This window comes from Pedobacter yonginensis (assembly GCF_003173595.1).
Classification (GTDB): Bacteria; Bacteroidota; Bacteroidia; order Sphingobacteriales; family Sphingobacteriaceae; genus Pedobacter; species Pedobacter yonginense.
The window spans coordinates 1,054,987-1,081,291 of record NZ_QGNZ01000002.1; the positions used below are offsets into that span (position 1 = coordinate 1,054,987).

At 35.2% G+C, this 26,305-nt stretch carries 28 protein-coding genes; 27 read left to right on the forward strand and 1 reads right to left on the reverse strand.

Annotation, left to right across the window (positions count from 1 at the left end; all coding sequences use genetic code 11):
* The first annotated feature begins 2 nt into the window (after nt 1-2).
* Entirely contained in the window at nt 3-566 is a 564-nt protein-coding gene (locus tag DHW03_RS11435; protein WP_109926037.1) for a DUF3109 family protein, read from the forward strand.
* 74 nt (nt 567-640) lie between these two features.
* Here DHW03_RS11435 and DHW03_RS11440 read toward each other — a convergent pair whose 3' ends face one another.
* Nucleotides 641-1,288 carry a LexA family transcriptional regulator gene (locus DHW03_RS11440; RefSeq protein ID WP_109925915.1) on the reverse strand — a complete coding sequence of 216 codons (648 nt, stop codon included), beginning with the start codon at nt 1,286-1,288 and terminating at the stop codon, nt 641-643.
* Nucleotides 1,289-1,395: 107 nt separating this feature from the next.
* Here DHW03_RS11440 and DHW03_RS11445 point away from each other — a divergent pair, with 107 nt between their 5' ends.
* From DHW03_RS11445 to DHW03_RS11570, 26 genes are all read left to right on the forward strand, one after another.
* Nucleotides 1,396-2,082 (forward strand): hypothetical protein, encoded by a 687-nt coding sequence (locus tag DHW03_RS11445; RefSeq protein WP_109925916.1) that lies wholly within the window; start codon nt 1,396-1,398, stop codon nt 2,080-2,082.
* Nucleotides 2,083-2,210: 128 nt separating this feature from the next.
* Nucleotides 2,211-3,260, forward strand: a complete 1,050-nt coding sequence (gene rfbB, locus DHW03_RS11450) for a dTDP-glucose 4,6-dehydratase (protein WP_109925917.1) — start codon at nt 2,211-2,213, stop codon at nt 3,258-3,260.
* 2 nt (nt 3,261-3,262) lie between these two features.
* Nucleotides 3,263-3,802: a dTDP-4-dehydrorhamnose 3,5-epimerase gene (gene rfbC / locus DHW03_RS11455; RefSeq protein ID WP_109925918.1), complete on the forward strand. Its 540-nt coding sequence runs from the start codon at nt 3,263-3,265 to the stop codon at nt 3,800-3,802.
* A 1-nt stretch (nt 3,803) separates the two neighbouring features.
* Nucleotides 3,804-4,661, forward strand: coding sequence for a dTDP-4-dehydrorhamnose reductase (rfbD, locus tag DHW03_RS11460; protein ID WP_109925919.1), 858 nt, complete (start codon nt 3,804-3,806; stop codon nt 4,659-4,661).
* Nucleotides 4,662-4,671: 10 nt separating this feature from the next.
* Nucleotides 4,672-5,532 carry a glucose-1-phosphate thymidylyltransferase RfbA gene (rfbA, locus tag DHW03_RS11465; protein ID WP_109925920.1) on the forward strand — a complete coding sequence of 287 codons (861 nt, stop codon included), beginning with the start codon at nt 4,672-4,674 and terminating at the stop codon, nt 5,530-5,532.
* Nucleotides 5,533-5,664: 132 nt separating this feature from the next.
* A complete protein-coding gene (locus DHW03_RS19525) occupies nt 5,665-5,796 on the forward strand; it encodes a hypothetical protein (RefSeq protein WP_240618520.1) in 132 nt (43 codons plus the stop codon).
* Nucleotides 5,797-6,403: 607 nt separating this feature from the next.
* Nucleotides 6,404-7,555: a GDP-mannose 4,6-dehydratase gene (gene gmd / locus DHW03_RS11475; RefSeq protein ID WP_109925921.1), complete on the forward strand. Its 1,152-nt coding sequence runs from the start codon at nt 6,404-6,406 to the stop codon at nt 7,553-7,555.
* A gap of 107 nt (nt 7,556-7,662) precedes the next feature.
* The gene (locus DHW03_RS11480; RefSeq protein ID WP_109925922.1) at nt 7,663-10,128 is read left to right on the forward strand and encodes an SLBB domain-containing protein; all 2,466 of its coding nucleotides are present in this window, start codon (nt 7,663-7,665) and stop codon (nt 10,126-10,128) included.
* A 120-nt stretch (nt 10,129-10,248) separates the two neighbouring features.
* Complete coding sequence (locus DHW03_RS11485; protein WP_109925923.1) at nt 10,249-11,337, forward strand: lipopolysaccharide biosynthesis protein; 1,089 nt, start codon at nt 10,249-10,251, stop codon at nt 11,335-11,337.
* The gene (locus tag DHW03_RS11490; protein ID WP_109925924.1) at nt 11,330-12,601 is read left to right on the forward strand and encodes a nucleotide sugar dehydrogenase; all 1,272 of its coding nucleotides are present in this window, start codon (nt 11,330-11,332) and stop codon (nt 12,599-12,601) included. Before DHW03_RS11485 ends, DHW03_RS11490 begins: the two co-directional genes overlap by 8 nt.
* The gene (locus tag DHW03_RS11495) at nt 12,601-13,593 is read left to right on the forward strand and encodes an SDR family oxidoreductase (RefSeq protein WP_109925925.1); all 993 of its coding nucleotides are present in this window, start codon (nt 12,601-12,603) and stop codon (nt 13,591-13,593) included. The genes DHW03_RS11490 and DHW03_RS11495 overlap by 1 nt, the downstream gene beginning before the upstream one ends.
* On the forward strand, nt 13,590-13,997 hold the full coding sequence (locus tag DHW03_RS11500; protein WP_109925926.1) for a sugar 3,4-ketoisomerase: 408 nt from the start codon (nt 13,590-13,592) through the stop codon (nt 13,995-13,997). The genes DHW03_RS11495 and DHW03_RS11500 overlap by 4 nt, the downstream gene beginning before the upstream one ends.
* Nucleotides 13,990-14,412, forward strand: coding sequence for a sugar 3,4-ketoisomerase (locus DHW03_RS11505; protein WP_205940993.1), 423 nt, complete (start codon nt 13,990-13,992; stop codon nt 14,410-14,412). Before DHW03_RS11500 ends, DHW03_RS11505 begins: the two co-directional genes overlap by 8 nt.
* Nucleotides 14,413-14,418: 6 nt before the next feature.
* Nucleotides 14,419-14,979: an acyltransferase gene (locus tag DHW03_RS11510; RefSeq protein WP_109925927.1), complete on the forward strand. Its 561-nt coding sequence runs from the start codon at nt 14,419-14,421 to the stop codon at nt 14,977-14,979.
* Nucleotides 14,976-16,082, forward strand: coding sequence for a DegT/DnrJ/EryC1/StrS family aminotransferase (locus DHW03_RS11515; RefSeq protein WP_109925928.1), 1,107 nt, complete (start codon nt 14,976-14,978; stop codon nt 16,080-16,082). The genes DHW03_RS11510 and DHW03_RS11515 overlap by 4 nt, the downstream gene beginning before the upstream one ends.
* A complete protein-coding gene (locus DHW03_RS11520; RefSeq protein ID WP_109925929.1) occupies nt 16,082-17,563 on the forward strand; it encodes a lipopolysaccharide biosynthesis protein in 1,482 nt (493 codons plus the stop codon). Before DHW03_RS11515 ends, DHW03_RS11520 begins: the two co-directional genes overlap by 1 nt.
* A complete protein-coding gene (locus DHW03_RS11525; protein WP_109925930.1) occupies nt 17,564-18,160 on the forward strand; it encodes an acyltransferase in 597 nt (198 codons plus the stop codon).
* A 10-nt stretch (nt 18,161-18,170) separates the two neighbouring features.
* Nucleotides 18,171-18,719 carry a GNAT family N-acetyltransferase gene (locus DHW03_RS11530; protein WP_109925931.1) on the forward strand — a complete coding sequence of 183 codons (549 nt, stop codon included), beginning with the start codon at nt 18,171-18,173 and terminating at the stop codon, nt 18,717-18,719.
* Nucleotides 18,720-18,750: 31 nt separating this feature from the next.
* Nucleotides 18,751-19,821 carry a pyridoxal phosphate-dependent aminotransferase gene (locus DHW03_RS11535; RefSeq protein ID WP_109925932.1) on the forward strand — a complete coding sequence of 357 codons (1,071 nt, stop codon included), beginning with the start codon at nt 18,751-18,753 and terminating at the stop codon, nt 19,819-19,821.
* Nucleotides 19,822-19,829: 8 nt separating this feature from the next.
* Complete coding sequence (locus DHW03_RS11540; protein ID WP_109925933.1) at nt 19,830-20,945, forward strand: Gfo/Idh/MocA family protein; 1,116 nt, start codon at nt 19,830-19,832, stop codon at nt 20,943-20,945.
* Nucleotides 20,946-20,998: 53 nt separating this feature from the next.
* The gene (locus DHW03_RS11545) at nt 20,999-21,769 is read left to right on the forward strand and encodes a 3-deoxy-manno-octulosonate cytidylyltransferase (RefSeq protein WP_109925934.1); all 771 of its coding nucleotides are present in this window, start codon (nt 20,999-21,001) and stop codon (nt 21,767-21,769) included.
* 4 nt (nt 21,770-21,773) lie between these two features.
* On the forward strand, nt 21,774-22,727 hold the full coding sequence (locus tag DHW03_RS11550) for a phosphoglycerate dehydrogenase (protein WP_109925935.1): 954 nt from the start codon (nt 21,774-21,776) through the stop codon (nt 22,725-22,727).
* 31 nt (nt 22,728-22,758) lie between these two features.
* On the forward strand, nt 22,759-23,793 hold the full coding sequence (locus tag DHW03_RS11555) for a Gfo/Idh/MocA family protein (protein ID WP_109925936.1): 1,035 nt from the start codon (nt 22,759-22,761) through the stop codon (nt 23,791-23,793).
* A 34-nt stretch (nt 23,794-23,827) separates the two neighbouring features.
* Complete coding sequence (locus DHW03_RS11560; protein WP_109925937.1) at nt 23,828-24,466, forward strand: SIS domain-containing protein; 639 nt, start codon at nt 23,828-23,830, stop codon at nt 24,464-24,466.
* Nucleotides 24,467-24,469: 3 nt separating this feature from the next.
* Entirely contained in the window at nt 24,470-25,219 is a 750-nt protein-coding gene (locus DHW03_RS11565) for an SDR family NAD(P)-dependent oxidoreductase (protein WP_109925938.1), read from the forward strand.
* A complete protein-coding gene (locus DHW03_RS11570) occupies nt 25,197-26,285 on the forward strand; it encodes an AroB-related putative sugar phosphate phospholyase (cyclizing) (protein WP_109925939.1) in 1,089 nt (362 codons plus the stop codon). The genes DHW03_RS11565 and DHW03_RS11570 overlap by 23 nt, the downstream gene beginning before the upstream one ends.
* Nucleotides 26,286-26,305 lie beyond the last annotated feature (20 nt).

Sequence of the window (26,305 nt, forward strand, 5' to 3'; positions counted from 1 at the left end):
TGATGATAGAAGTTGAGCAGGTGCTTGTGCACGAAGATGTTTTAAAAGAGAACTTTGTATGTAACTTAAGCAAATGTAAAGGCATTTGCTGTGTTGAAGGAGATTCTGGTGCCCCATTGGATGTAGAAGAAACCGCGATATTGGAAGAAATTTATCCGAAAATTAAGCACTTATTAAATGATAAGGGGATAAAGGCCATTGAAGAGCAGGGTGTTTACGTAACCGATTTGGATGGTGATTTGACCACCCCATGTGTTGACAAGAACAAAGAATGCGCTTATGTGCTTTTCGAAGGCGGCATTACTAAGTGTGCCATTGAAAAAGCCTACGAACAAAAAATTATAGATTGGCAGAAACCAATTTCTTGCCATTTATATCCCATCCGAATTACTAAATATCCAGAATTCGAGGTTTTAAATTATGACCGCTGGCACATCTGTCATGATGCATGCACTTTTGGAAGGGAACTAAAGGTTCCCGTTTATAGCTTTTTGAAAACGCCATTAATTCGTAAGTATGGTGAAGAATGGTACAAAGAGCTCGAAAGCTCCGTTGAAGCTATGTAACTGAAGATGTTCCTGCTGTATAACTACGCGTTCTACATTTATTATCGATCAAAACGTGGGTTCGAAATTCAAAACTAAATTAAGTTTCTGGTTATTTTGCCCTTTATGATATATAAAGAAGTGATGCTCTTTTTGTCGATAATGGTTTCCCCTTTAAAATTTGGATTGGAAGCGCGGAGTACAAGTTTTGATTGATCAGGATGTTGGTGAACTAACTTAATCGTTCTCATATTGTTGGAGTCTGCATTAGTCATAACAACATATGCTTCGCCCCATTGTAGTACTTCATAATTGGTTACCTCTCTAACCGCAATAATTTCTCCAGAGGCATATTTAGGGTACATGCTATCACCATACACGGGCAAATAAGCAGTACAATCGTTAAAAGGCTTGTAGTTAACGAAATATTCGGCTTGTTCTTCTTCAAGTAAAAGCGTATCGGTATCTGAAAGGCTAATATCGAAATAAGGTACACCTTCCTTTGCTTCAGAGATAGTTGGTCCTTTTTTTAAAAAAGGTTCTCCAACCCCATTTTCCAACCAATCAATATTAACATTGAATTTTAAAAATAACCTATCTTTTATTGCTGTAGAAACCCCGACTCTTTCTCTTAAAATATCTGATAGAGAACCTGGTTGTATATTTAAGCTTTGGGCAAAATCTTTTTGAGTTTTGAAATTTAACTTATCGATGATAATTTTTAGTCTCTGAATTTCAGTCATTTAGATTTATTTTAATCAGTTTAACTAATTAATATTAGTTAAACTGATTATTGTTTATTATGTTTGCTTAGTGTTGTGCAAGATATTAAAATACTAAAGATTTATCAATGGAAAATTCTTCAAATATGGATTTAGCCTCTTCAGCGGGAGACGAAAATCAAAACTACTTATCAGCAACCTCATTTTCTCAAAGGTTAGATTATTTGGAGGATTGGATAAAAAATGAAAGAAAGTTAAGTAGATTGGCTGATAACCGGGAAAAAATAGGCTTTGAATACACTTGCCCATTATTGCTGAACACAGAGGAGCAGGCTAACCCATTGATGATTTTAAAGAATTTTTTTTCTGCCCATGATTTGCTTGAGGTGAAATCATGGCTTAAAATCTGGTTTAAAACTGCACTTACAGAAAACATAAAGTATGAAAATGGTAGCGAATTGCTATTTTTTCATAATCAATTGATTCAATTGTTTAACTCAGGATATCAAATTGCTCAAAATGGCAACTCAGCTATGGAGGCAAATTTAATTCCACACTTACAAAGTGAAGAATCTTTGATTTCTTGTTTAGACGATGCTGAAAGAGAAAATCCAATAAAATATTTAAAGGCCACGCTTAATCTACCCAATATAATTGATTTAAGATTTGGCATGCAAGAGTGGCTTTATTCTGCATTGAGCGTAAGAAGTAGCATCAATGAATACGATACGAAATTTATATTTATACAATTTGAGCTTTTGGAAAAATTAGTGGAAGCCATGTTTTTGATTCATGCAGCAACATCAAAAAAATGAACGGAGAAAACCCTATTATCCTGAAGATATGAAGTTGAAATGAAATTAAATTGCCTTCGTTTATGGTTAATTAGTTGTTTATATGTATTATCTATCTTATTTTAGCTGACTGAAAATCATTTTTAACTGTGAAAAAAATTCTAATTACCGGTGGAGCTGGCTTTATCGGTTCGCACGTAGTACGTCGATTCGTAACGAACTACCCTCAATATGAGATTGTAAATCTTGATAAACTTACTTATGCAGGTAATCTAGCTAATTTGACAGACATTGAAAACAAACCAAATTATCGGTTTGTGAAAGAAGATATAGCAGATGCCAATGCAATGAATGAGCTGTTCAAAGCCGAAAAATTTGATGCGGTTATTCACCTTGCAGCAGAAAGTCATGTGGATCGCTCCATTGCAGATCCAACAGCTTTCGTAATTACCAATGTAATTGGAACGGTAAACCTTCTTAACGCTGCCCGAGAATATTGGAAAGGCGATTACGATAAAAAAAGATTTTACCATGTAAGTACCGATGAAGTGTACGGTGCGTTGGGCGAAGAAGGCATGTTTACTGAAACAACCGCTTATGATCCACACAGCCCATATTCGGCTTCAAAGGCGAGTTCCGATCACTTTGTAAGGGCTTATCACGATACTTATGGTTTGGATTGTGTAATTTCCAATTGTTCAAACAATTATGGTTCTCACCACTTCCCTGAAAAATTAATTCCTTTGGCCATTAATAACATCAAAAACAATAAACCTGTACCGGTTTATGGTAAAGGTGAAAATGTTCGCGATTGGTTATGGGTAGAAGACCATGCCCGTGCAATTGATGTAATTTTCCATAATGCAAAAACCGGTGATACTTACAATATTGGAGGCCACAATGAGTGGAAAAATATTGATTTAATCCATCTACTTTGCTCGATTATGGATCAGAAACTCGGCAGAGCAGCGGGTGAATCGGCAAAATTAATTACCTATGTAACGGATAGAGCTGGACATGATTTGCGTTACGCGATTGATTCAACTAAACTCCAAAATCAATTGGATTGGGTTCCGAGTTTACAATTTGAAGAAGGTTTGGCTAAAACAGTCGATTGGTATCTTCAAAATGAAGATTGGTTAACCAATGTAACATCAGGCAATTATCAATCTTATTACGAAAAACAATACAATCACTAAGAATGGAAATTGAGCAAACGGGACTAAAAGACTGTATCATTATCAAACCAAGAGTTTTTGAAGATCCGAGAGGATATTTTTTCGAAAGCTTTAACCTTAATACTTTTGAAGAAAAAACCGGGCAATCGGGTAGGTTTGTTCAAGACAATCAATCTTTCTCTTCTTATGGAGTGATTAGAGGATTGCATGCACAAAGCGGCGAATTTGCACAGGCTAAATTGGTACGCGTTTTAAAAGGTGAGGTTTTAGATGTTGCAGTAGATATTCGCCCGGGATCGCCAACGTATGGAAAACACATTTCTGTGAAGTTAAGCGCAGAAAATAGGCTTCAGATGTATGTGCCAAGGGGTTTTTTACACGGTTTTTCTGTTTTAAGTGAAACGGCAGAGTTTTTTTATAAGTGTGATAACTTCTATAATAAATCATCAGAAGTTGGTGTGATGTATAATGATCTTGACTTAAATATCGATTGGTTAATCCCGGCAGGTAAAGAAGCAATCTCAGAGAAAGATTTAATTTTAAATTCTTTTTCTTCACTTTAATATGAGCAAAATACTAGTAATTGGTGCCGGCGGACAATTAGGACAATGCCTAAAAACCGTAGCGGAAAGAAGAGGCATTCAAGAAATCGTTTTTCCTGTAGAGCAGGAGGCGAATATTTTACATCCAGAATTGCTAAACTCGCTGTTGGAAAAAGAAAAGCCTGCATTTGTAATTAATTGTGCAGCATATACCGCTGTTGATAAGGCTGAAGACGAAGTAGATTTAGCTAAAGCGGTTAATGAAACAGGCGCTGCCAACTTAGCAACGGCTTGTAAAGCAAATTCTTCTACATTAATTCATATCTCTACAGATTTTGTTTTTGAGGGAAATGAAGTGAAACTTTTAAGAGAGGATGATGTTGCCAAGCCTATAAACGTGTACGGTGTAACAAAATTGGATGGGGAAATGGCTGTTGAAGACATTTTGCAGGAGCACATCATCATCCGCACCAGTTGGCTTTACTCTGAATATGCAAATAACTTTGTGAAAACGATGTTAAAACTCGGTGCTGAGCGTGAAGAATTAAACATCATTGCCGATCAGGTAGGTACACCCACATATGCAATCGATTTGGCTAACGCCATTTTTGACATCATCGCTTCTGATAATAAAGCTTATGGTGTTTACCATTACAGCAATGAGGGGGTAACCTCTTGGTTCGATTTTGCGAAAGCTATTTTTGAGATAAGTAAAACTTCCGTAAAAACGAACCCAATTCCAGGTTCTAAATATCCAACAAAGGCAATCAGACCAGCTTTCTCCGTAATGGATAAATCTAAAATTAAAGACACATTTAATTTAGAAATTCCATATTGGAGGGATAGTCTTGTTGCATGCATAGATAAATTGAAAGACTAACGAAACAACAATGAAAGGTATAATTTTAGCTGGCGGCAGCGGAACCCGTTTACATCCTTTAACACTTGCATGCAGCAAGCAGATGATGCCGGTTTATGATAAACCGATGATTTATTATCCATTATCTACATTAATGCTTGCCGGCATTAAAGAGATCTTAATCATATCCACACCACACGATTTGCCAAACTTTGAAAAGTTATTGGGAGATGGGGCATCTTTAGGATGCAAATTTAGCTATGCGGTTCAAGCAGAGCCCAATGGATTGGCTCAAGCTTTTGTAATCGGTGAAAAATTTATTGGAAAGGATAAAGTTGCCCTGGTTTTAGGCGATAACATTTTCCATGGAGATGGAATGGCTAAGCTTTTGCAGGCTAGTTCTGACCCCGATGGCGGCGTTGTTTTTGCTTACCAAGTTTCAGATCCAGAGCGTTATGGCGTGGTAGAGTTTGATGCGAACAAAAAAGCAATATCTATTGAAGAAAAACCACTCAAACCGAAATCTGATTACGCAGTACCAGGTTTATATTTTTATGATAATGAGGTTGTAGAAATTGCCAAGAATATTAAACCATCACCAAGAGGCGAGTACGAAATTACAGACATCAATAGAGAATATCTGGAGCGAGGGAAACTGAAAGTTGGGGTTTTGAGCAGAGGAACCGCTTGGTTAGATACTGGAACCTTTACCTCGTTAATGCAAGCCGGTCAATTTGTTCAGATTATAGAAGAGCGCCAAGGATTAAAAATTGGATGTATTGAAGAAATTGCCTACAGAATGGGTTTTATAGATTCGGAACAACTCAAAGCAATCGCTACGCCATTAGTTAAAAGTGGTTACGGCAGTTACCTCTTGAAACAGATTAAATAATTTAAACATATATTCTTCTATAATTTTCATCCGATGAAGGTTTCTCTAAGCCGATTTCATCGGATGAATTGTTTAACGGCAGGTTGTCTTTTTATAAAGATAGCGCAAAGCTTTTAGATGAAAGATGAATAAATGCCGATTGTTAGTTTAGGTTATGTGGGTTTACCACTTGCGATAGAATTTGCCAAGAAATATAAAGTTGTTGGCTTTGACACCAGCGAACATCGAATTAAGGAGTTAGGACACAGTTCCGATCATACGTGAGAAGCTAACTTATATGATTTGGACTTAGTTTTAAATATTGCATCCGACACAAGTGGTCTTTCACTGAGTTCGAGTTTGCTCGACATTAGTAAATTCAATATTTATATCGTGACCGTTCCTATCCCAATTGATCATTCAAAACGCCCAAATTTAGAACCCCTACTAAATGCATCCAGAATGCTCGGTATTGTTGTAAAAAAAGGAGATATCTTTCATAAATGAGCTTACCCTTATTTTTGACCGGATGAACATCGACACATCCAATGTTTTAGCTGCCGCGTACACAAAATGAAATTTTTTAAATTACAAACCTTGTTGGGTGGGTGGGCATTGCATCTTTATAGCAAATTCTATGATGCCGTGAAATTGGCCGTTCCCCATAAGTAATTTTTAGATTTTGATTACGAAACGCTGAAGAGCAATGGCGTAATTATTTTTGATATTAAATCATTTATTGATCGCAATAAGGTTGATGCACGTCTGTAGATTAAATCATTCCTAAAAGGAGTGATTTTTGAAAAGTTAATGAATTGTTAACCCATAGTGGTTTCGTTACATTTAAATTATTGTGTATGTTTGCAAGCCTAAAAATGTATGAACAAATAATATGAAGGTTGCCTTAATTACGGGAGTTACTGGTCAGGATGGAGCTTATTTAGCCGAATTTTTATTGAAAAAAGGATATTTTGTGCATGGCGTAAAAAGAAGATCTTCATTGTTCAATACAGATAGAATAGACCACCTGTATCAAGATCAGCACGAGAAAAACGTACAGTTTAAGTTACATTATGGGGATTTAACCGATTCTACAAACCTCATTAGAATTATACAAGAAACTCAACCTGACGAGATTTATAATTTGGGTGCGATGAGCCACGTGATGGTTTCCTTTGATTCTCCAGAGTATGTGGCAAATGTGGACGGAATTGGTACACTTAGAATTTTAGAAGCAGTACGGATTTTAGGGCTTGAGAAAAAAACTAGAATATATCAGGCATCAACCTCAGAATTATATGGAGGTATGCCTGAAAATAAAAACGAGAGGGGTTTCTATGATGAAAGCTCACCTTTTTACCCCCGTTCACCATATGGCGTAGCTAAGATGTATGGTTTCTGGATTACCAAAAACTACCGTGAAGCATACAATATGTTTGCTTGTAATGGCATCCTTTTCAATCATGAGAGTCCGTTAAGAGGAGAAACCTTCGTAACCAGAAAAATCACCCGAGCTACCGCTAAAATTGCTTTGGGTTTGCAAAACTGCTTATACCTAGGAAATCTTTCCGCGCAACGTGATTGGGGTCATGCTAAAGATTATATTGAGGCAATGTGGCTTATCTTACAACAAGAAAAAGCAGAAGATTTTGTAATCGCCACAGGGATTACAACTACAGTGAGAGACTTCGTTCGGATGAGTTTTGCAGAACTTGGCATAGAAATTGAGTTTAGCGGCAAGGATGAAAATGAAAAGGGTGTGATTATCGACATCGATGAAGATAAAGTTAAAGCTTTCGGTTTAAATGCCGAGCGTTTAAAATTTGGGCAAACTGTTGTTAAGGTTGATCCAAAGTATTTTAGGCCAACAGAGGTTGATTTGCTTTTAGGTGACCCTACTAAATCAAAAACCCAGCTTGGTTGGGAGCCGAAATATGATTTGCCAGCATTGGTGAAAGACATGGTGGTTTCAGATCTTCACTTAATGAAAAAGGATGAATATCTAAAAGCAGGTGGCTTTGGAACTTTGAATTATTTTGAATAGATTTAATAGCTTTGCTTTAAATCGTATATTAAATACAGGAGTTTTTTAAATATGCCATTTCTTCAACTTCAAATAAATTATAACCATCCCGATCACATCGGCAACCTATGAAACAAAGAATAAACATACTATTATCTATTATATTTTTCTCCCTCCTTATCAGCTTAACTGCTAGTGCTCAGAATTATGCTAATGTTAAAGTGGATGAGTTGTCTGATGCACAGATTTTGCAGTTGATGAAAAAAGCCGAATCTGCTGGCTACAACGATGCCCAATTAGAGCAAATGGCGGCCGCTCAAGGGATGAAATCTGATGAAATTCAAAAACTTAGATTAAGGGTTGATAAAGTAAGAAAACAGGGTTCTGCAGTTAAGGTTGACGATAAGCCTGCCAGTACAGGTAGAGAAATGAGCGAAACCACTGATGGAGGCAAGGTGGATAATGAAAAGAAAGTTTCGGATGAAGAGATCGGGCCAAAAATATTTGGATCTGAGCTATTTAGGAATGGAAATATAACATTCGAACCAAATCTTCGAATTGCAACACCAAAAGGATATGTAATCGGTCCAGATGATAAGTTACTAATCGATTTAACAGGCGATAACGAAGCCAGTTATAATCTTCAAGTAAGCGCAGATGGAATTATCAATCTGCAATATGTTGGTCGGATAGCTGTTGGAGGATTAACCATCGAACAAGCTACTTCAAAAATTAGGTCTGCGATGGCTAAAACCTACCCTTCTCTTGGCTCGGGAAGAACCAGTTTAGCCATTAATTTAGGAAATATTAGAAGCATCAAAGTTATTTTAACCGGGCAATTGGTTAAACCGGGAACTTATACTTTATCTTCACTTTCCACCGTATATAATGCCCTTTATGCATCTGGAGGGCCATCACAAAATGGATCATTCAGAACCATTCAACTGATTAGGAACAACCGTGTTATATCAACCATTGATATTTACAGTTTTCTTTTAAAAGGAATTCAGCAAAGTAACATCAGATTGCAAGATCAAGACGTAATAAATGTTCCCGTGTTTAACAAACGAGTAGAAGTAACGGGAGAAGTTAAACGTTCTGCTTTATTTGAAGTTGTAAACGGAGAATCGTTAAAAGATGTTTTAGATTTTGCAGGTGGATTTACAACCCAAGCTTACACGGCTAAAGTTAAAGCCTTCCAAAACACTGATAGAGATCGAAAAATCGTCGACATCTCTGCGGCAGAATTCTCTACCTACCAACCTCAGAATGGCGATAAATATATCGTAGAGGCAATATTGGACCGTTTTCAAAACCGAGTTGAAATTATTGGTGCGGTGTTTAGGCCAGGCGTTTATGAGCTCGACAAAGGTTTAACTTTAAGGGGATTAATTAATAAATCGGATGGCTTAACAGAAGATGCCTTTCTAAACAGAGGTTATATTAATAGATTAAATCCAGATAACACACAATCTTTAATTTCATTTGATGTAGCCAAAATCATCGCAGGCACAGGAAATGATATTTCCTTGCAAAGAGAAGACAAAATCACAATCTCATCTTTGTTCGATTTAAGAGACGAATACAAAGTGAGTATTCAAGGAGAAGTTAGAGCCCCCGGCACGTTCGAGTACGCGGATGGTATGACCTTAGAGTCTATAATTCAGTTAGCTGGTGGGTTTAAAGAGGGTGCAACGCCTACAAGAATAGAAATATCAAGGCGAGTGAAAAATAGCCAAGCTACACTTGCTTCGGCCACAACTGCAGAACTTTTTACCGTGAGTGTAGATCAAAATTTAAAAATAGAAGGAGAGCCTTTTATTTTGAAACCATTCGACATTATCTCTATTAGAAATTCTGAAGGCTATAGCATTCAAAAACAGGTGAAATTAGAGGGTGAAGTTGTGTATCCAGGTACCTATACCATCACTAGGAAGGATGAAAAAATATCTGAACTCATTAAACGAGCAGGTGGTTTAACATCCTCCGCTTATCCTGATGGCGCGTCATTAAAAAGACCTGGAGCTGAAAAGGTAAATCCTAATGACAAAAATGCTATCAATAATAAAGACGAAGACGATAAAAAATTCTTAAATCTCAAAAGAGCGCAAGAAGCTGGTGTGAAAGACACTGTTGCCGCAGAAGTAGAGCAAAAACTTATTCAAAGCGACTTGGTGGGAATTAATTTGGTTAAGATCTTAGCAAATCCAAACACCAAATACGATTTAATTGTAGAGGATGGCGATATCATTAGGGTTCCTCGAACATTACAAACCGTTAAGGTAACTGGGGAGGTCTTAAATCCAAACAGCATCGTTTATTTACCAGGAAAAAGTCTTAGACAATACATTAATGGTGCAGGTGGTTTTACTTCAAATGCAAGGAAGGCAGGTGTTTATGTTAAATATGCGAATGGATCTGCCGCAGCAGTAAGCAAGTTTATATTCTTTAATAATAATCCAATTATCAAACCTGGTGCAGAAATTTTGGTTCCAAAACGGGCTGGAAGAGAAAGATTAACTGCTCAAAGCTGGATAGGCATAGGAACTGCAGTTGCTTCTTTAGGCGCAATTATTGTAAGTCTGCTAAGATAGTTTGGTGTATGAGCGTTGTAGGTTATGCCTTGATCAGAGTCAAAATTTCAATTTCGCTTAGATTCTGTCAATGTCAAATAAAAAAATCTAAGTACATGTTACTTAATCTTCATAATATACATGGCAATTAAAATTCAGCAGAGCCAATCTCCAGAGAATAGTGAAATATCTTTAAAGGAGCTTATTTTAAGAACGAAAGGGTGGTCGAGATATTTACTTTCCAAATGGATAGTTATCTCTCTATTTGTAATTATGGGAGGTGTTATAGGTTTTTTCTATGCCAGATCAAAAAAAGCCGTCTATACTGCAACTACAACTTTTGTTTTAGAAGAAGGTGAAAAAGGCGGACTTGGGGGATTAGGTGGGTTAGCATCGATTGCGGGAATTAATTTGGGTGAGGGAGGAGGTTTATTTCAGGGAGATAATATTCTGCAATTATATAAATCAAGGACCATGATTGAAAAAACTCTTTTAGACACTATTGATGAGTCTAAAGAATTATTGGTTGATAGATTTATTGCATTTAATGAGCTAAAAAAACAATGGAAAAATAACCCGAAATTATCTAACATTAAATTTGGAGTAAACACAAAAAACTATAGTGAGCCCGATAGAAGACTTCGTGATAGTATTATGGGATCAATTGTTAGTGTAATAAATAAAAATTATTTAACAGTTTCAAAACCAGATAAAAAACTAAGTACTATTCAGGTTAACGTAAATGCTACTGATGAAATTTTTGCGAAGGTTTTCAATAATCATATTGTTCAGAAAGTAAATGATTTTTATAAACAGACTAAAACTAAGAAGACAATAGATAACATCAATATTTTGCAGCATAAAACAGACTCAGTAAGAAGAGTAATGAATGGAGCAATATATGATGCAGCCTCAGTAGCTGATGCTACACCGAATTTAAACCCAACTAGGCAGGTTCAAAGAATGGCCCCTATTCAAAGATCTCAATTTAGTGCCGAAACAAATAAAGGAATGCTAGGGTTGCTTGTTCAGAATTTAGAGATGACTAAGACATCGTTACTAAAAGAAACTCCACTAATACAAGTAATAGATGAACCGATTTATCCATTAAGGGTTGAAAAGCTGGGGGTAGCAAAAGGATCCGTTTTTGGAGCATTTTTAGCTGGTTTTTTAGCGGTAATAGGTTTAGTGTTAAGTAAAATATATAAGGAAATAATTTCTGATGAATAAAGATATAAAAATTTGCATCATTGGCCTGGGCTATGTGGGCTTGCCACTAGCGGTTGAATTTGGTAAAAAATATAATACTATTGGATTTGATATAAATACATCAAGAATCGAAGAGCTCAAAGGTGGCTTTGATAGAACGCTCGAAGTTGATTCGCAAAATCTAGAATTGGCACAAAAACTAACCTATTCTTTTACTCCAGAGGAAATTCATGACGCTAATATTTTTATAATTACTGTCCCAACCCCAGTAGATAAATACAATAAACCAGATCTAACACCTTTAAAGAAGGCGAGCGAATTAGTAGGTAATGTATTAAAAGAAGGAGATATCGTAATTTACGAATCAACGGTCTACCCTGGAGCAACAGAAGATGAATGCGTTCCAGTATTAGAAAAAAAATCAGGGCTTAAATTTAACAAAGATTTCTTTGCAGGATATTCTCCCGAAAGAATCAACCCTGGCGATAAAGAGCATACTGTGGCTAAAATATTAAAAGTTACCTCAGGCTCAACTCCAGAAATTGCAACCGTAGTTGATAATTTATACGCTTCAATAATAACGGCTGGAACGTTTAAGGCCTCATGTATTAAGGTAGCTGAAGCCGCAAAAGTTATAGAAAATTCTCAAAGAGACATTAACATTGCTTTTGTAAATGAATTAGCCAAAATATTTAATCTTCTTGGTATTGATACTCAGGAAGTTTTAGAAGCTGCCGGTACCAAATGGAATTTCTTAAAATTTAGTCCGGGTTTAGTGGGGGGGCATTGTATAGGAGTAGATCCTTATTATCTTGCTCAAAAGGCTCAAGAAGTTGGCTATCACCCAGAGATAATTTTAGCCGGGCGAAGATTAAATGACAATATGGGTAGCTACGTTGCGGATGAAACCATTAAGTTATTAGTGAGAAAACAGATTAATGTATCGACTGCAAAAATATTGATCATGGGGATTACATTTAAAGAAAATTGTCCCGATGTTAGAAATACAAAAGTTACTGATATCATTAGAGAGCTTCAAAGATATCATATGGATATTACCATATTAGACCCGTGGGCAGATAAGGAGAGTGTAAAAACTGAGTACGGATTAACTATAATTAATGAAATCAATGATAGTTTGCATAAACAGTTTGAAGGCATTATTGTAGCAGTTGGACATAAGGAATTTCTTGAAATCGATATTTCAGATTTAAAGCATCCTTCAGGAATAATATTTGATGTTAAAGGTATATTGCCAAAAAACACCGTTGATAGGAGATTATAATGAGTTTAGTATTTAAAAAAATAGAGCAATTTTCATTTCTGGTTACTGGTGGTGCAGGATTTATTGGGTCAAACCTCATTGAAGTGTTGCTGAATAATGGAGCAAAAAAAGTTAGAGTATTAGATAACTTTAGCAATGGGCACAGAAAAAATATAGAACCTTTTTTTTCTAACCCTAACTTTGAATTGATTGAAGGAGACATTAGAGATTTAGAAACATGTAAAAAAGCATGTGAAGATATTGATTATGTCTCACATCAGGCCGCTTTAGGATCAGTTCCGAGGTCTATAGCCGATCCCGTATCAACAAATGAAGTTAACATAAATGGATTCTTAAATATGCTGATTGCTGTTAAGGATTCAAATGTGAAGCGGATGGTTTATGCCGCATCTTCATCAACATATGGTGATAGTAAATCTTTGCCCAAAGTAGAAGAGGTAATTGGAAAACCATTATCCCCATACGCGGTTACTAAATATGTGAACGAATTATATGCCCATGTATTCGCTTTAAACTATGACGTTGAAACAATAGGTCTTAGGTATTTTAATGTTTTTGGTCCAAAGCAGGATCCAAATGGTGCCTATGCTGCAGTTATACCGTTGTTTATTCAGGCAATATTAGAAAATAGAGCACCGTATATTAATGGCGATGGAGAACAGACTCGTGATTTTACCTATGTTGAAAATGCTGTACAAGCAAATATAAAAGCATTAATGACGGATAATAAGGATGCTGTTAATCAAATTTATAATGTGGCAGTAGGAGATAGAACATCCCTAAAACAAATGTTTGAGGTTTTGAACAATGTTGAATCAAAAAATATTATTCCTATTCATAGAGAAAGTAGAAAAGGAGATATTCAAGATAGTTTAGCAGATATATCTAAAGCACGTTTATTATTGGAATACGATCCTCAGATTAAATTTAATGACGGATTGTTTAAAACGTATCATTGGTATAAAAACAATCAAGAATTTATAAAATCATGATAAACGATCCAAGATTAATTGAACTTCCAAAAGTTTTAGATCAACGTGGCAATCTTTCTTTTCTGCAGGAAGGGCATCAAATTCCATTTGAAATTGAACGGGTCTATTGGATTTATGATGTGCCAGGAGGAGAGGTTAGAGGCGGGCATAGCTACCACACAAATTTAGAGATTATTATAGCCCTAAGTGGTAGTTTTGATGTGGTGCTTGATAATGGCTTAAAAAAGGAAACTTATTCTTTAAACAGATCTTATTACGGGCTATATGTACCAAGTGGTACATGGCGACATATGGAGAATTTTTCAACGAATTCGTTAGGATTTATTGTTGCATCTACCAAATATAATGAGAATGATTATGAAAGAGATTATGAGCTTTTTTTGAAATCAAAAATAAATGGGTAAAATGGTATCAACATACGATTGTACAATATTCGAATTACCGAGTATTAAGAACAGAGCGGGCAATATTACCCCGGTTCATAATGGAATTGAAGTGCCATTTGATATTAAAAGAGTTTTTTATTTATATGATATTCCAGGAGGGGAATCTCGGGGAGCGCATGCACACAAAGAATGCCATCAATTTTTGATTGCTGCAAGCGGTAGCTTTGAGGTACTTTTAGATGATGGAAAGACCAAAAGAATTATACAATTAAACAGGCCGTATATTGGGCTTCATATCCCGCCGGGTATTTGGGCTTCAGAAATTAATTTTTCTTCAGGATCAATTTGCCTAGTTTTTGCTTCACAGACCTACAATGAAACTGACTATATTAGGGATTATGAAGATTATATAAACTTCACAAAAGATAAGTAATTTATAATGGAACCAAAGGACTATTTTATCCATGATTTATCTGACGTTCAAACTACGTCAATCGGAGCACTTACATCTATATGGCAATTTTGTGTGGTTTTAAAAGGAGCTAAAATTGGACGTAATTGCAATATAAATTGTAATTGCTTTATAGAAAATGATGTGGTAATTGGAGATAATGTTACAGTTAAATCAGGGGCTCTACTATGGGATGGGGTCTGGATTGAAGATAATGTGTTCTTAGGCCCAAATGTGACGTTTACTAATGATCTCGTTCCAAGATCTAAAGTTCATGATAAACCTTTTGAAAAAACATTACTTAAAAAAGGTTGCTCGATTGGAGCTAATTCAACAATAGTTGCTGGGGTTGAAATTGGGGAAATGGCTTTTGTTGGAGCAGGAAGTGTTGTTACAAAAAATATATTACCTTACACAGTCTGGTACGGCAACCCCGCTGTACATAAAGGGTATATAACTGATGATTCCCAGCTATTGGATTTGAATCTAATTGATAAAAAAACAGGCGATAAATACATCTTGAAAGACAACAGACCGATTAAACTATGATTAAGTTTTTAGACCTATATAATATAAATCAACAGCACAAATTAAAATTAACGGAGGCTTTTGAAAGAGTGCTCAACTCAGGTTGGTATATCATGGGTAATGAGTTAAAGCAATTTGAAATCGAATTTGCGAACTATGTTGGAGTAAAATATGCCATTGGAGTTGCAAACGGATTAGATGCGCTCATTTTGATCATTAGAGCATATAAAGAATTAGGTTTATTTAAAGATGGCGATGAAATCCTTGTTCCATCCAATACCTATATTGCAAGTATTTTAGCTATATCAGCAAATAATCTTATTCCAGTATTGGTGGAGCCAGACTTAGGAACCTTTAATATTGATCCCACTTTATTGGAAGCTAATATTACCTCCAAAACTGTAGCAATTCTTCCTGTTCATCTTTACGGGCAACTTTGTGATATGAAGATGATTAATGAGATTGCGAAGAAACACAATCTTAAAGTTATCGAAGATTGTGCACAAAGCCACGGTGCATTAGGGGATGATTCCAGAATGGCAGGCAATCTTGGTGATGCCGCAGGGTTTAGCTTTTATCCTGGTAAAAATTTGGGGGCTTTAGGAGACGCGGGTGCAATCACAACAAATGATACAGAGTTAGCTACCACAATTAAAGCATTATTAAACTATGGTTCTCACGTAAAGTATCAAAATAAATACAAAGGAATAAACAGCCGACTGGATGAACTGCAAGCTGCTTTGTTAAATGTAAAGTTAGGGACTTTAGAGGAAGAAACTTCTCGGAGAAAAGAGGTTGCGAATAAATATATAAAGGGAATTAATAATACAGAAATAATGTTGCCACAGGTAAAGCATCAAGAAGCGCATGTGTGGCATGTTTTTGTTATCCGTTGTTCAGATAGAGATAAACTTCAAAAGTATTTGTTAGACCATCAAGTTCAAACGGTAATACACTATCCAATTCCTCCCCACAAACAAGAAGCATATAAAGAATGGAATAATTTAAGCTATCCAATTTCTGAAAAAATTCATAGAGAAGTAATTAGTTTGCCAATTAGTCAGGTTATGACTGATGAGGATGTACAATATGTAGTAGATATTATAAATAACTATAAGGGCTAATGAGCGGGATAAGTGGGGCGGCCAATTTGCTACAAAAGATCAAAGAAGTTTTCAAGCATAGTATTATTTATGGATTAACATCTTCTTTACAAAGTGTTTTAGGGTTCATTTTACTGCCTATTTTGACAACTTACTATACTACTGCCACGTTTGGTGCATATAGTCTTTTGTTATTAATGAGCGCTTTGGCCAGTGCTATCTTCTACTTTGGAGCATCGAGTGCTCTGGCAAGATTTTACTATGATGAGGATAGCCTACTTTACCGAAAAAAAATTATAACGACAGCATTATTAGTAACGTTTGGAGGGGCAATTTTACTTCTTTTTTTGGCTTTAATCTTTGCTAGATATATATCTTTAAGTTTATTTCAAACCGATCAATATGCATTAGCGATTATTTTAACTCTTGCTGGAACAGCTGCTGTATTTCTTGTTAATTTAATGACGTTGATTCTGAGATATGAGAAGAAATCATTTATGTTTTTCTTGGTGACAATTCTAAGTGTATTACTCAATTTCGGGATTACATATTTACTGCTAACTAGGTTTAAAAGTGGAATATACGCTCCTCTGATAGGTTTATTGGTCTCAAGTACCTTAGCTTTTCTTGTTCTATTATTTAATCAATTTAAATTTATAACGTTTACTCTCGAGAAAAAATATTTTACTTCAATCTTGAGTTTTGGGATTCAAGCGTCAGTTGCAGGTTTGTTTTTCTATATTTTAGAATGGGTAGATAGGGTTATCATCAAAGATTTGTTAGACTTATCGCAGGTTGGTGTTTATTCTTTGGGCTATAGGTTGGGAGCAATCCTTAATATTCTGGTAATTATGCCATTTTCACTTATTTGGGCTCCAACTAGGATGCAGTATGCAAATAATCCAGATGCAGAAACTTTTACGACTAAAATAATCTCTTACTATACCATTGTAGGGGTAGGTGTTGTAATGATATCTATGCTTTTTGGTATGGAACTAATGGGGATATTTTTTAAAAATAAAGATTATAGTGATGCAGCAAAGGTATTTCCGATAATTATGTATTCGTTGTTGTTTTATGGATATCAGGGTATTCTTGACTTTGGAATTTATTTTTATAAAAAAATATACTATTACATTATTATTTCAGTCTTCGCAATCGTTTTTAATGTTGCTTTAAACTATTGGTTAATTCCTCATTTCGGATATATGGGTGCTGCATTTGTGACATTGCTGACCTACATGTTTACCTCTTCTTCAATATATATAATCTCTAATAAATTATTTTATATGAGGGTAGAATGGGCCAGAGTAATATCACCGCTAATTTTTTTACCATTAATTTATTTAGTCATTCACTTTGTAGGTTTAGATACGATTGTATATAAAATACTTTTGCTCTGTCTGTCTTTAATATTGTTTTTTGTATTTTGGTTAAATGGCAGTGAACGTTTATATCTAAATAAAATATTTAAATTTATGAACCGAAAGAATATTGACTAAATGGGGAAGTTTATTCATACTATTTCAGCTCCTATACGAGAGTTAAAAAATGTTGTAGGAAATCTCATCATTTTTTGGCCTGATACAGTATTTGGTAATAAGTTAAGAAATAGCTACTACAAAAAACATTTACGTTCTTTAGGCAAAAATGCCATTATTGAATCTGGAGTTAGATTTGGCCAACCAAATACAATTGATATTGGTGACAATTGTTTATTTGGTAGAAATGTAAATGTAAATGCGGGCAATTGCAAAGGTGTATTTATTGGAAGTGATACTGCTCTGGCGGAAGGAACTTATTTAAGGTCTGGAAACCATAGTTTCAGAGATTTAGATAAGCCAATTTTAAATCAGGGGCATTTTGCAAAAGCTATTAAATTCCAGGGGCAAGAGTACAGTGTGGTAATTGAAAAAGATGTTTGGATCGGTGCACATTGCATCCTGCTTTCTGGTACACATATTGGTACAGGTTCGGTAATTGGTGCGGGTGCTAGAGTTAGTGGTATTATCCCTCCATATTCCATCGTAGTTGGCAATCCGGCAGTTATTGTTGGAAACAGAATTGAAAAATATGGATCAAAAGATTCGAAAATATAACGAGTAAATAATGGCAAATATGCAAGACGTCCCATTCATCGATAGTGAACAAATTTATCTACGCGAACTGAGAGAATCAGATTTGAGCGGACCTTGGTACACTTGGCTTAATGATGTTGATGTTACCACTTTCCAAAATAAAGGCATTTTTCCAAATAGTATTGAGAAGCAGACACAATACTACAATTCCTTGATCAATAACCCTAACGAAGTAGTATTAGCGATAATTGAAAAAGAAAGCGGGAAGCATATTGGCTGTACGGGACTACATAATATTAATTGGGTGCATAGATCGGCCGAGTTAGGTATAGTTATTGGTGATCGTAACGCCTGGGGAAAGAAATTTGGTAAACAGGCTTGGAAATTAATTTGTGATTATGGTTTTCAAACGCTAAACCTTCACCGTATATATGCAATAGTTGTAGAAGGTAACATTGCATCTGCAAAAAGTGCAGAAGCTGCTGGTTTTAAATTGGATGGTTTGATGCGTCATTTACTTTATAAAAATGGAAAATATCTTAATGCTCACTATTACAGTAAATTAAGAACAGAACTATAGAGTTATTAATTTTAATAATGCTTATATAAATATGATAAAATCGAAAAAATTAGTTTCGATGATTGATAGACCTTCTCCAGATATCTTGGAGCGAAGTAACCTATATCGTTTTGAGAAAAATGAACGTACAACACTATTCTCCGAGGCAGAGTTTAAAGAAATAATGGCTTCTATTACGTCATTTGATCTTGTGGCTTATGGCGAATTGGAACCTTTGTATTTAGCTGTTTGTAAGTGGCTTAAAGTAGATCGGGAACAGTTGCTCATAACAGCAGGTTCTGATCAGGGCATTAAGGCCGTTTATGAAACGTTCATAGAACAGGGAGATGAGGTAATAAATTATGCGCCAAACTATGCAATGTTCTCTGTATATGCCAAATTGTTTGGTGCCGTAGAAACGGTAAAACATTATAATAATAGCTTTTTAATCGATATTGATGATTTGATAGCGTCAATTGGAGAAAAAACCAGAATGGTTATCATTTCTAATCCTGGACATAATGGTGTAACTGTAGCTGAAAATGATATTTTAAGAGTGCTTGAGCATACAAAAAACACAAATACAATTGTATTAGTGGATGAGGCTTATGTTGATTTTAGTAAAGTTGATATGCTTAAACATATTAATACCTATAATCATTTGCTTATTGTTAGAACAATGTCGAAGGCCTTTGGCATAGCATCAGTTCGTGTTGGTTTTTTATTAGCCTGCAAAGAATTAATTGCAGAACTTTACCGTGTTAAACCTGTACATGAAATAGATGGGGTTGCAGCTAAAATTGCTAAATACCTAGTAGAGAATCAATCAATAAAATTAAAATTTGTTGCTGATGTAAATGAAGGAAAACAAGTTTTGAAAGAAAAACTGAACTCGATGGGAATGGAAGTTATTCCCAGTGATACCAACTTTGTATATTTCAAATTGAACCGAAATGTGGATCCCAAGCAAGTTGTAGAAAAATTAATGGAGAAAAAAATATTCATTAAATCTCCAATAAATGTATCACCTTTTTCACCCTTTTTGAGAACAACTGTTGGTGATGCTGTACAGATGGAATATTTCTGTACTGAGCTTGAACAAACCATTCAATCTATGAGTTAGAATTTATTATGGAAAATAAAAAATATCATATTGCAATTATCGGTTGTGGCCGAATTTCGGGCCATCATTACCGGTCAATAGAAAATGTACCAGGCTTATCAGTTTCTGCTGTTTGCGATTTGGAAGAAGATAAAGCGAAAGCCTACAGTGATGAATTTGGGGTGCCATACTATACAGATTATAGAAAGATGTTTAATGAGCTTGCTGAGATAGATATTGTAGTTATTGCTACTCCATCAGGCATGCATTATGAACATGCTTTGGAAATAATGAATAACTATGGAAAACACATCATTGTTGAAAAACCAACATTTATGCGTCCGGACCAATTAAAAGAAGCATATAGGGTGGCTCAACAAAAAGGATTGTACATTTTTCCTGTGTTTCAAAATAGGTATAATAAAGCAGTGCAAAGGGTTAAGAAAGCACTTGCAGATGGTGAACTTGGCGAAATCAGGATTATGAATGTAAGGCTTCGGTGGTGCAGGCCTCAGCGGTATTATGATTTATCTCCTTGGCGTGGTACTTATTCTCACGATGGCGGTGCAATAAGTAATCAGGGTATTCATCATATCGATTTACTGAGGTATTTGGGAGGTGAGGTTGAAAAAGTAAATGCAATTATGCGTACTTTAGGAGCAGATATTGAGGTCGAAGATTCTGTTGTTGCAACATTTACATATGATAATGGGGCAATTGGTAGTTTGGAAGTAACTACATCTGCACGCCCTGATGATTTCGAAGCATCACTATCAATTGTAGGGTCGAAAGGACTGGCACAACTGGGTGGAATAGCAGTTAATAAGTTAGAAGTTTTTACACCTAATCCTGAAGAATGCATTAAATACAGCGATGATTTTTCTGATCTTCCAGATCGGGGAAGAGTATATGGAAGAGGTCATCAGAAGATGTACGAAGATATAGCCTCATTTTTGTTTAATAATACTCCATATCCAGTAAGTCAGGATGATAGTTTTGGTAGTATTTCATTGCTACATTCATTTTATGTATCTGCTGAAAAATCAGATTGGGTAAAAACAACTGACCAAGTTCAGTCTGACAAACTGGGAAGAAGCAATGAGGAGCTGTCCAATTTGTATCGTACGGAAGTACAGCTGGGATAAAAAACTAAATATTAACAAATTCAAAAGAAAATTATACGTCCATAAAATTTAACATGAAAATAATTGGAATAATACCAGCAAGAATGGCTGCTTCTCGCTTTCCCGGGAAACCCCTTTTTAATATCATAGATCGACCAATGATTGCTCACGTTTGGGGTAGAGCTAAATTATACGATAAATGGGATCATTTGAGTATTGCAACCTGTGATCAGGAAATTGTTGATGTTGCAACCCAGAATGATTACAAATATATAATGACCGGTAATCACCATACGAGAGCTTTGGATCGTGTAGCTGAAGCGGTTACTAAAATCACCGACTTTGAAGTTCATGATGATGATATTGTTATTAACGTACAGGGCGATGAACCGATGTTACATCCGGAAATGTTTGAAGCTCTGATAGAACCTATGCTGAAGAACGAGAACATAAAAGGAACAATTCTAGGAATGCTAATTGAAGAAGAAGAAATTTGGAGAAATCCAGATACCGTTAAACTTATTCATAATGATAACTGGGAAGTACTTTATACTTCGAGAGCAGCAATTCCATATAACGGTAATAAATTCTCAATTGAGCTTGAAGCCAGAAGAATCTATGGATTATTCGCTTTTCGCTGGAAATATTTGAAACGCTTTTCTGATCATGCAGAAACAAGACTGGAAAAATTGGAAGCATGTGACAGTAATAGGATTTTAGATATGGATTTTAGACAATACGTTGCACCATATCCTTTCGTTAGATCATATTCTGTTGATAACCTGGCTGATATAAGCATTGTTGAGGCTCATATTGAGAACGATAAATACTGGGGTAAATATTAATCATATGAAGGTTGTAGTTTCTGCTGTTGCTTTTTCTAAAAATCAAGAACTGGTAAATGCGCTAAAATCCTATTTTCCAGATGCGGTAGTTAATACTGAAGGAAAAAGATTTACACGCGATGAATTGGTGCAATACTATGAAGGTGCTGATGCAATAATAACAGGATTAGAAACCATAAATGAAGATTTACTTTCTGATTTACCAAAGCTTAAAATTATTGCGAAGTACGGTGTTGGTTTAGATAATATTGATCTTGAAGCATGTGCAAATAGAAATGTTAAAATTGGCTGGGTAGGAGGAGTTAACAAAGAATCGGTTGCTGAAATAACAATTGGCTTTATGTTAATGCTTTCGAGAAATCTCTATCTTACATCTAATCAATTAAAAACATTGCACTGGAATAAATCAGGAGGCTTTTCATTGAATGGAAGGTGTATTGGCATAATTGGTGTTGGGCATATTGGAAAAGAGCTGATTCGCTTACTAAAACCTTTTAATGCAAACGTTATTGTTAATGATATTGTTGATGTTTCTGACTTCGCAAAAGCGAATGATGTTCAGATGGTAGATAAGGAAACTCTTTTTAAAATGGCTGATATTGTAACAGTACATACGCCACTAACTGCAGAAACCAAAAATATGATTAACAAGGATACACTTGCTATTATGAAATCAACGGCTAGTGTTATAAATACTGCACGGGGAGGGATTGTTAACGAAGAAGATCTAAAAGAAGCACTATCTAATAATGTAATATCGGGCGCTGCACTTGATGTATATGAAGTTGAACCTCCTACCGATTCCTCTCTATTAGGATTACCGAATCTTATTTGTACACCTCATATTGCAGGTAATGCATATCAGGCTGTTGTAGATATGGGGATGGCATCAATACATCACATTTTAAATTATCAGAAAGAAAATACTATTTCAGATAAAATATCACCTAATAATTAACTTAAATTCATAAAGCAGAATTCTATCAATAATGAAAAAACTAAAAGTTGGTATCGCTGGTTACGGTGTTGTTGGCAAAAGGAGACATCAATTTATTAATGAACATCCAAATCTTGAAGTTATTGCTGTTTGCGATCAAACTTATAAGGAAGTCTTTACAGATGCGGAAGGGATGAAGCATTTCACAAACTATAAGGAACTATTAAAAGAAGAACTTGATATACTTTTTGTTTGCCTACCTAATGATATAGCGGCCGAAGTTACGATTGCTGGTTTAGATCATAAGATGCATGTTTTTTGCGAAAAACCTCCAGGTAGAAACGTCGAAGATATTCGTAAGGTAATCGAAACTGAAAAGAAACACCCAGATCTAAAATTAAAATATGGATTTAATCATAGATATCACGACTCAGTAAGAATGGCTCTTGATATTATCCGTTCCGAAAAACTAGGAAAGGTAATAAACGTACGCGGTGTATATGGAAAAAGCAAAATTATTAGCTTTTCTGGCGGATGGCGTAGTAAGCGAGAGGTTGCAGGCGGTGGCATTTTGTTGGATCAAGGAATACATATGGTTGATTTGATGCGTTTATTTTGTGGTGAATTCGTAGAGGTAAAAAGTTTTATCGATAATACTTATTGGAACCATGATATAGAAGATAATGCCTACGCAATTATGAAAGATACGCACGGCAGAGTTGCAATGCTTCATTCTACGGCTACTCAATGGCAACATCGTTTTGTAATGGATATTGCATTATCCGAGGGATACATCGAGTTACATGGTATTTTATCTGGTTCAAAAAGTTATGGAGAAGAAAAAATCATCATAGGTAAAAGAGATGAAGACTCTATGGATGGCCAAATGGAATTTAAAAATGTTAACTTCTTAAAAGATAATTCATGGAAGGATGAGATTTTTGAATTTGCAGATGCGATAATAAACAACAAATCTGTGCTTTCAGGTACAAGTAATGATGCTTTGGAAACTATGAAATTGGTTTACAATATTTATTACAGTGATGAATCCTGGAGAGAGAAGTATAATATTCCCAATCCAAATTAATAAAATATTTAAAGTATAAAAAGTATAAAATAACATGAATAATTTAGATAAAATCTATCAGGAAAAAGGCTTGGATCCTGCGGGCTTCAGTTTAGGATATGTAAATCATTTGGTAACCTTGCTACAAGCACTTGACCATGAAAAGGTTGGAGAATGCATTAATATTCTTGAAGAGGCTAGGCAAAATGATCAGACTATTTTTGTTATCGGTAACGGTGGCTCAGCCTCTACGGCATCACATATCGGGAATGATTTTGGTCTGTGTGTTTTAAAAAAATCAAATAAACCAGAAAATAAATCTTATCGTGCTCTTGCTTTGACAGACAATCTTTCAGTCATCTCTGCAATTGGTAACGATAGTACATTCGAAAATGTATTTTTAGATCAATTAAAAGTTCATTTTAGAAAGGGCGATAAATTAATTGTAATTTCCGCTAGCGGAAATTCGCCAAATCTTGTGGTGGCTGCAGAGTGGTTCAAGCAGCAAGGAGGCACAGTAATGGGTTGGTTGGGTTTTGACGGTGGTAAACTTAAAGATATTGTACAAGTGCCTGTAGTTGTGAGTACACCAAAAGGTGAGTATGCACCAGTTGAAGACGTACATTTGGTAATCAACCACATCATCGTTACCTGGATGCAATATAACATTATGAAAGAGGACGGATTAGTTTAAAAAATGAAGTTAGACTTTACCAATAAGATAATTCTTGTAACTGGGGGTACCAGAGGAATTGGAAAACAAATTGCTGAAGATTTCCATGCCTTAGGAGGTACAGTATTAATTACTGGTACCCATGCTGAACAAATAGAAGAGTTGAATAACGTTTCTTTGAAATCAGGGGAAAGAAAACATTTCTTCTGTGTTAATTTTACGTCATCGCAAAGTGTTGATCAATTTCTGGTTCAATTGGCAGAATATTCAAAAATTGATGTTCTGATCAATAATGCAGGTCTTAATAAACATAATAGTGTAGAAAATATCATAACTGCAGAATGGGATGATATGATGGCTGTAAATGTTACAGCACCGTTTAAGCTCATTAGAGATGTAAGCCCAAGAATGATCGAAAATAATTATGGAAGAATTATAAATATCGCTTCCATATTCAGTAAAATTGGTAAAGAACGTCGTACATGTTACACAACTACTAAGTTTGGTGTAGATGGCTTAACTTTAGGTGTATCTAATGATTTATCAAGGTATAATATTTTAGTAAACACCGTCTCACCTGGCTTTATTATGACAGATATGACCCGTACAAATCTAAGCCAAAAGGAAATCGAAGATCTTACCCAACAAATCCCAGCTAAAAGAATGGGACAGGTACAAGATATATCACGAGCAGTCATTTTTTTGGCTAGTGATTTAAATTCCTATATCACTGGTCAAAATATAGTTGTCGATGGAGGCTTTACAAATGTCTGAGTTAATTACGATTCAATCAAAAGTTAATGGAGCATATACCGTTAGCTTTATTAATGATCTTTCAAATCAACTTGCCAAAGATGTTGAAGACGGCAATTGTATTTTCATTATCGACGAAACAATTACAAAGCTTTTTGGGGCTGATCTTTCTGCTGTTATTAGTAAAGGACGATATGTATTAGTTTCATCCAATGAGCAAAATAAGACAATGGACTATACTCAAGAAGTTATTAGAAAGCTTCTGGATTTAAATGTTCGTAAAAATGATGCTTTAGTTGCAATAGGAGGAGGAATTACGCAAGATATAGTCGCATTTATTTCATCAATTCTTTTTCGTAGTGTGGAGTGGCGATTTTATCCAACAACACTTTTAGCTCAATGTGATAGCTGCATAGGAAGTAAAAGTTCGATTAATTTTGATCAGTACAAAAATCTTATTGGCACTTTCAATCCACCATCCAAAATATTTATTTACACAGACTTCTTAAATACACTTACTGAATCTGAAATTAGATCTGGAATTGGAGAAATGTTGCACTACTTTTTTACTGAGGGAATTGAGCTCGCACAGCAAATCTCTGACGAATACGAGCAACTTTTAACAAATAGAGCATTGTTGTCTAAATTTATCAGTAATAGTTTAAGGATAAAAAAACATATTATTGAAATTGATGAATTTGACACATCAATAAGGCACATATTTAATTATGGTCATACATTTGGGCATGCAATAGAAGCTATTACTCACTATGCAATTCCTCATGGACAAGCAATCTCAATTGGTATGGATTTAGCTAATTATATTTCTCTGCAAAGAGGGATTTTAAGCGAGCAGGATTTCGAAAAAATGCACGAGATTTTAAACAAGAATATACCTCCGTTTAAATTCACAAAAGAAAATCTTGATGCTTATTGTATAGCGCTGTCAAGAGATAAAAAAAATAAAGGTAACCAGTTAGGAAGCATATTAAGCTATGGGCCTGGAAATGTGAAAAAGGTATTTATTGATATTGATGAGTCTTTGAGAGAGATATTTTTGACATATTCTGAGAAATTTGGGAAATAACCCCTAAACCCATCTTCGCT

Bases quoted from the DNA above. Each gene is read 5' to 3' on its own strand.
- DHW03_RS11435 (WP_109926037.1), top strand. From the start codon at position 3: ATGATAGAAGTTGAGCAGGTGCTTGTGCACGAAGATGTTTTAAAAGAG.
- DHW03_RS11440 (WP_109925915.1), bottom strand. From the start codon at position 1,288: ATGACTGAAATTCAGAGACTAAAAATTATCATCGATAAGTTAAATTTC.
- DHW03_RS11445 (WP_109925916.1), top strand. From the start codon at position 1,396: ATGGAAAATTCTTCAAATATGGATTTAGCCTCTTCAGCGGGAGACGAA.
- rfbC (WP_109925918.1), top strand. From the start codon at position 3,263: ATGGAAATTGAGCAAACGGGACTAAAAGACTGTATCATTATCAAACCA.
- rfbD (WP_109925919.1), top strand. From the start codon at position 3,804: ATGAGCAAAATACTAGTAATTGGTGCCGGCGGACAATTAGGACAATGC.
- rfbA (WP_109925920.1), top strand. From the start codon at position 4,672: ATGAAAGGTATAATTTTAGCTGGCGGCAGCGGAACCCGTTTACATCCT.
- DHW03_RS19525 (WP_240618520.1), top strand. From the start codon at position 5,665: ATGCCGATTGTTAGTTTAGGTTATGTGGGTTTACCACTTGCGATAGAA.
- gmd (WP_109925921.1), top strand. From the start codon at position 6,404: ATGAAGGTTGCCTTAATTACGGGAGTTACTGGTCAGGATGGAGCTTAT.
- DHW03_RS11480 (WP_109925922.1), top strand. From the start codon at position 7,663: ATGAAACAAAGAATAAACATACTATTATCTATTATATTTTTCTCCCTC.
- DHW03_RS11485 (WP_109925923.1), top strand. From the start codon at position 10,249: ATGGCAATTAAAATTCAGCAGAGCCAATCTCCAGAGAATAGTGAAATA.
- DHW03_RS11490 (WP_109925924.1), top strand. From the start codon at position 11,330: ATGAATAAAGATATAAAAATTTGCATCATTGGCCTGGGCTATGTGGGC.
- DHW03_RS11495 (WP_109925925.1), top strand. From the start codon at position 12,601: ATGAGTTTAGTATTTAAAAAAATAGAGCAATTTTCATTTCTGGTTACT.
- DHW03_RS11500 (WP_109925926.1), top strand. From the start codon at position 13,590: ATGATAAACGATCCAAGATTAATTGAACTTCCAAAAGTTTTAGATCAA.
- DHW03_RS11505 (WP_205940993.1), top strand. From the start codon at position 13,990: ATGGGTAAAATGGTATCAACATACGATTGTACAATATTCGAATTACCG.
- DHW03_RS11510 (WP_109925927.1), top strand. From the start codon at position 14,419: ATGGAACCAAAGGACTATTTTATCCATGATTTATCTGACGTTCAAACT.
- DHW03_RS11515 (WP_109925928.1), top strand. From the start codon at position 14,976: ATGATTAAGTTTTTAGACCTATATAATATAAATCAACAGCACAAATTA.
- DHW03_RS11520 (WP_109925929.1), top strand. From the start codon at position 16,082: ATGAGCGGGATAAGTGGGGCGGCCAATTTGCTACAAAAGATCAAAGAA.
- DHW03_RS11525 (WP_109925930.1), top strand. From the start codon at position 17,564: ATGGGGAAGTTTATTCATACTATTTCAGCTCCTATACGAGAGTTAAAA.
- DHW03_RS11530 (WP_109925931.1), top strand. From the start codon at position 18,171: ATGGCAAATATGCAAGACGTCCCATTCATCGATAGTGAACAAATTTAT.
- DHW03_RS11535 (WP_109925932.1), top strand. From the start codon at position 18,751: ATGATAAAATCGAAAAAATTAGTTTCGATGATTGATAGACCTTCTCCA.
- DHW03_RS11540 (WP_109925933.1), top strand. From the start codon at position 19,830: ATGGAAAATAAAAAATATCATATTGCAATTATCGGTTGTGGCCGAATT.
- DHW03_RS11545 (WP_109925934.1), top strand. From the start codon at position 20,999: ATGAAAATAATTGGAATAATACCAGCAAGAATGGCTGCTTCTCGCTTT.
- DHW03_RS11550 (WP_109925935.1), top strand. From the start codon at position 21,774: ATGAAGGTTGTAGTTTCTGCTGTTGCTTTTTCTAAAAATCAAGAACTG.
- DHW03_RS11555 (WP_109925936.1), top strand. From the start codon at position 22,759: ATGAAAAAACTAAAAGTTGGTATCGCTGGTTACGGTGTTGTTGGCAAA.
- DHW03_RS11560 (WP_109925937.1), top strand. From the start codon at position 23,828: ATGAATAATTTAGATAAAATCTATCAGGAAAAAGGCTTGGATCCTGCG.
- DHW03_RS11565 (WP_109925938.1), top strand. From the start codon at position 24,470: ATGAAGTTAGACTTTACCAATAAGATAATTCTTGTAACTGGGGGTACC.
- DHW03_RS11570 (WP_109925939.1), top strand. From the start codon at position 25,197: ATGGAGGCTTTACAAATGTCTGAGTTAATTACGATTCAATCAAAAGTT.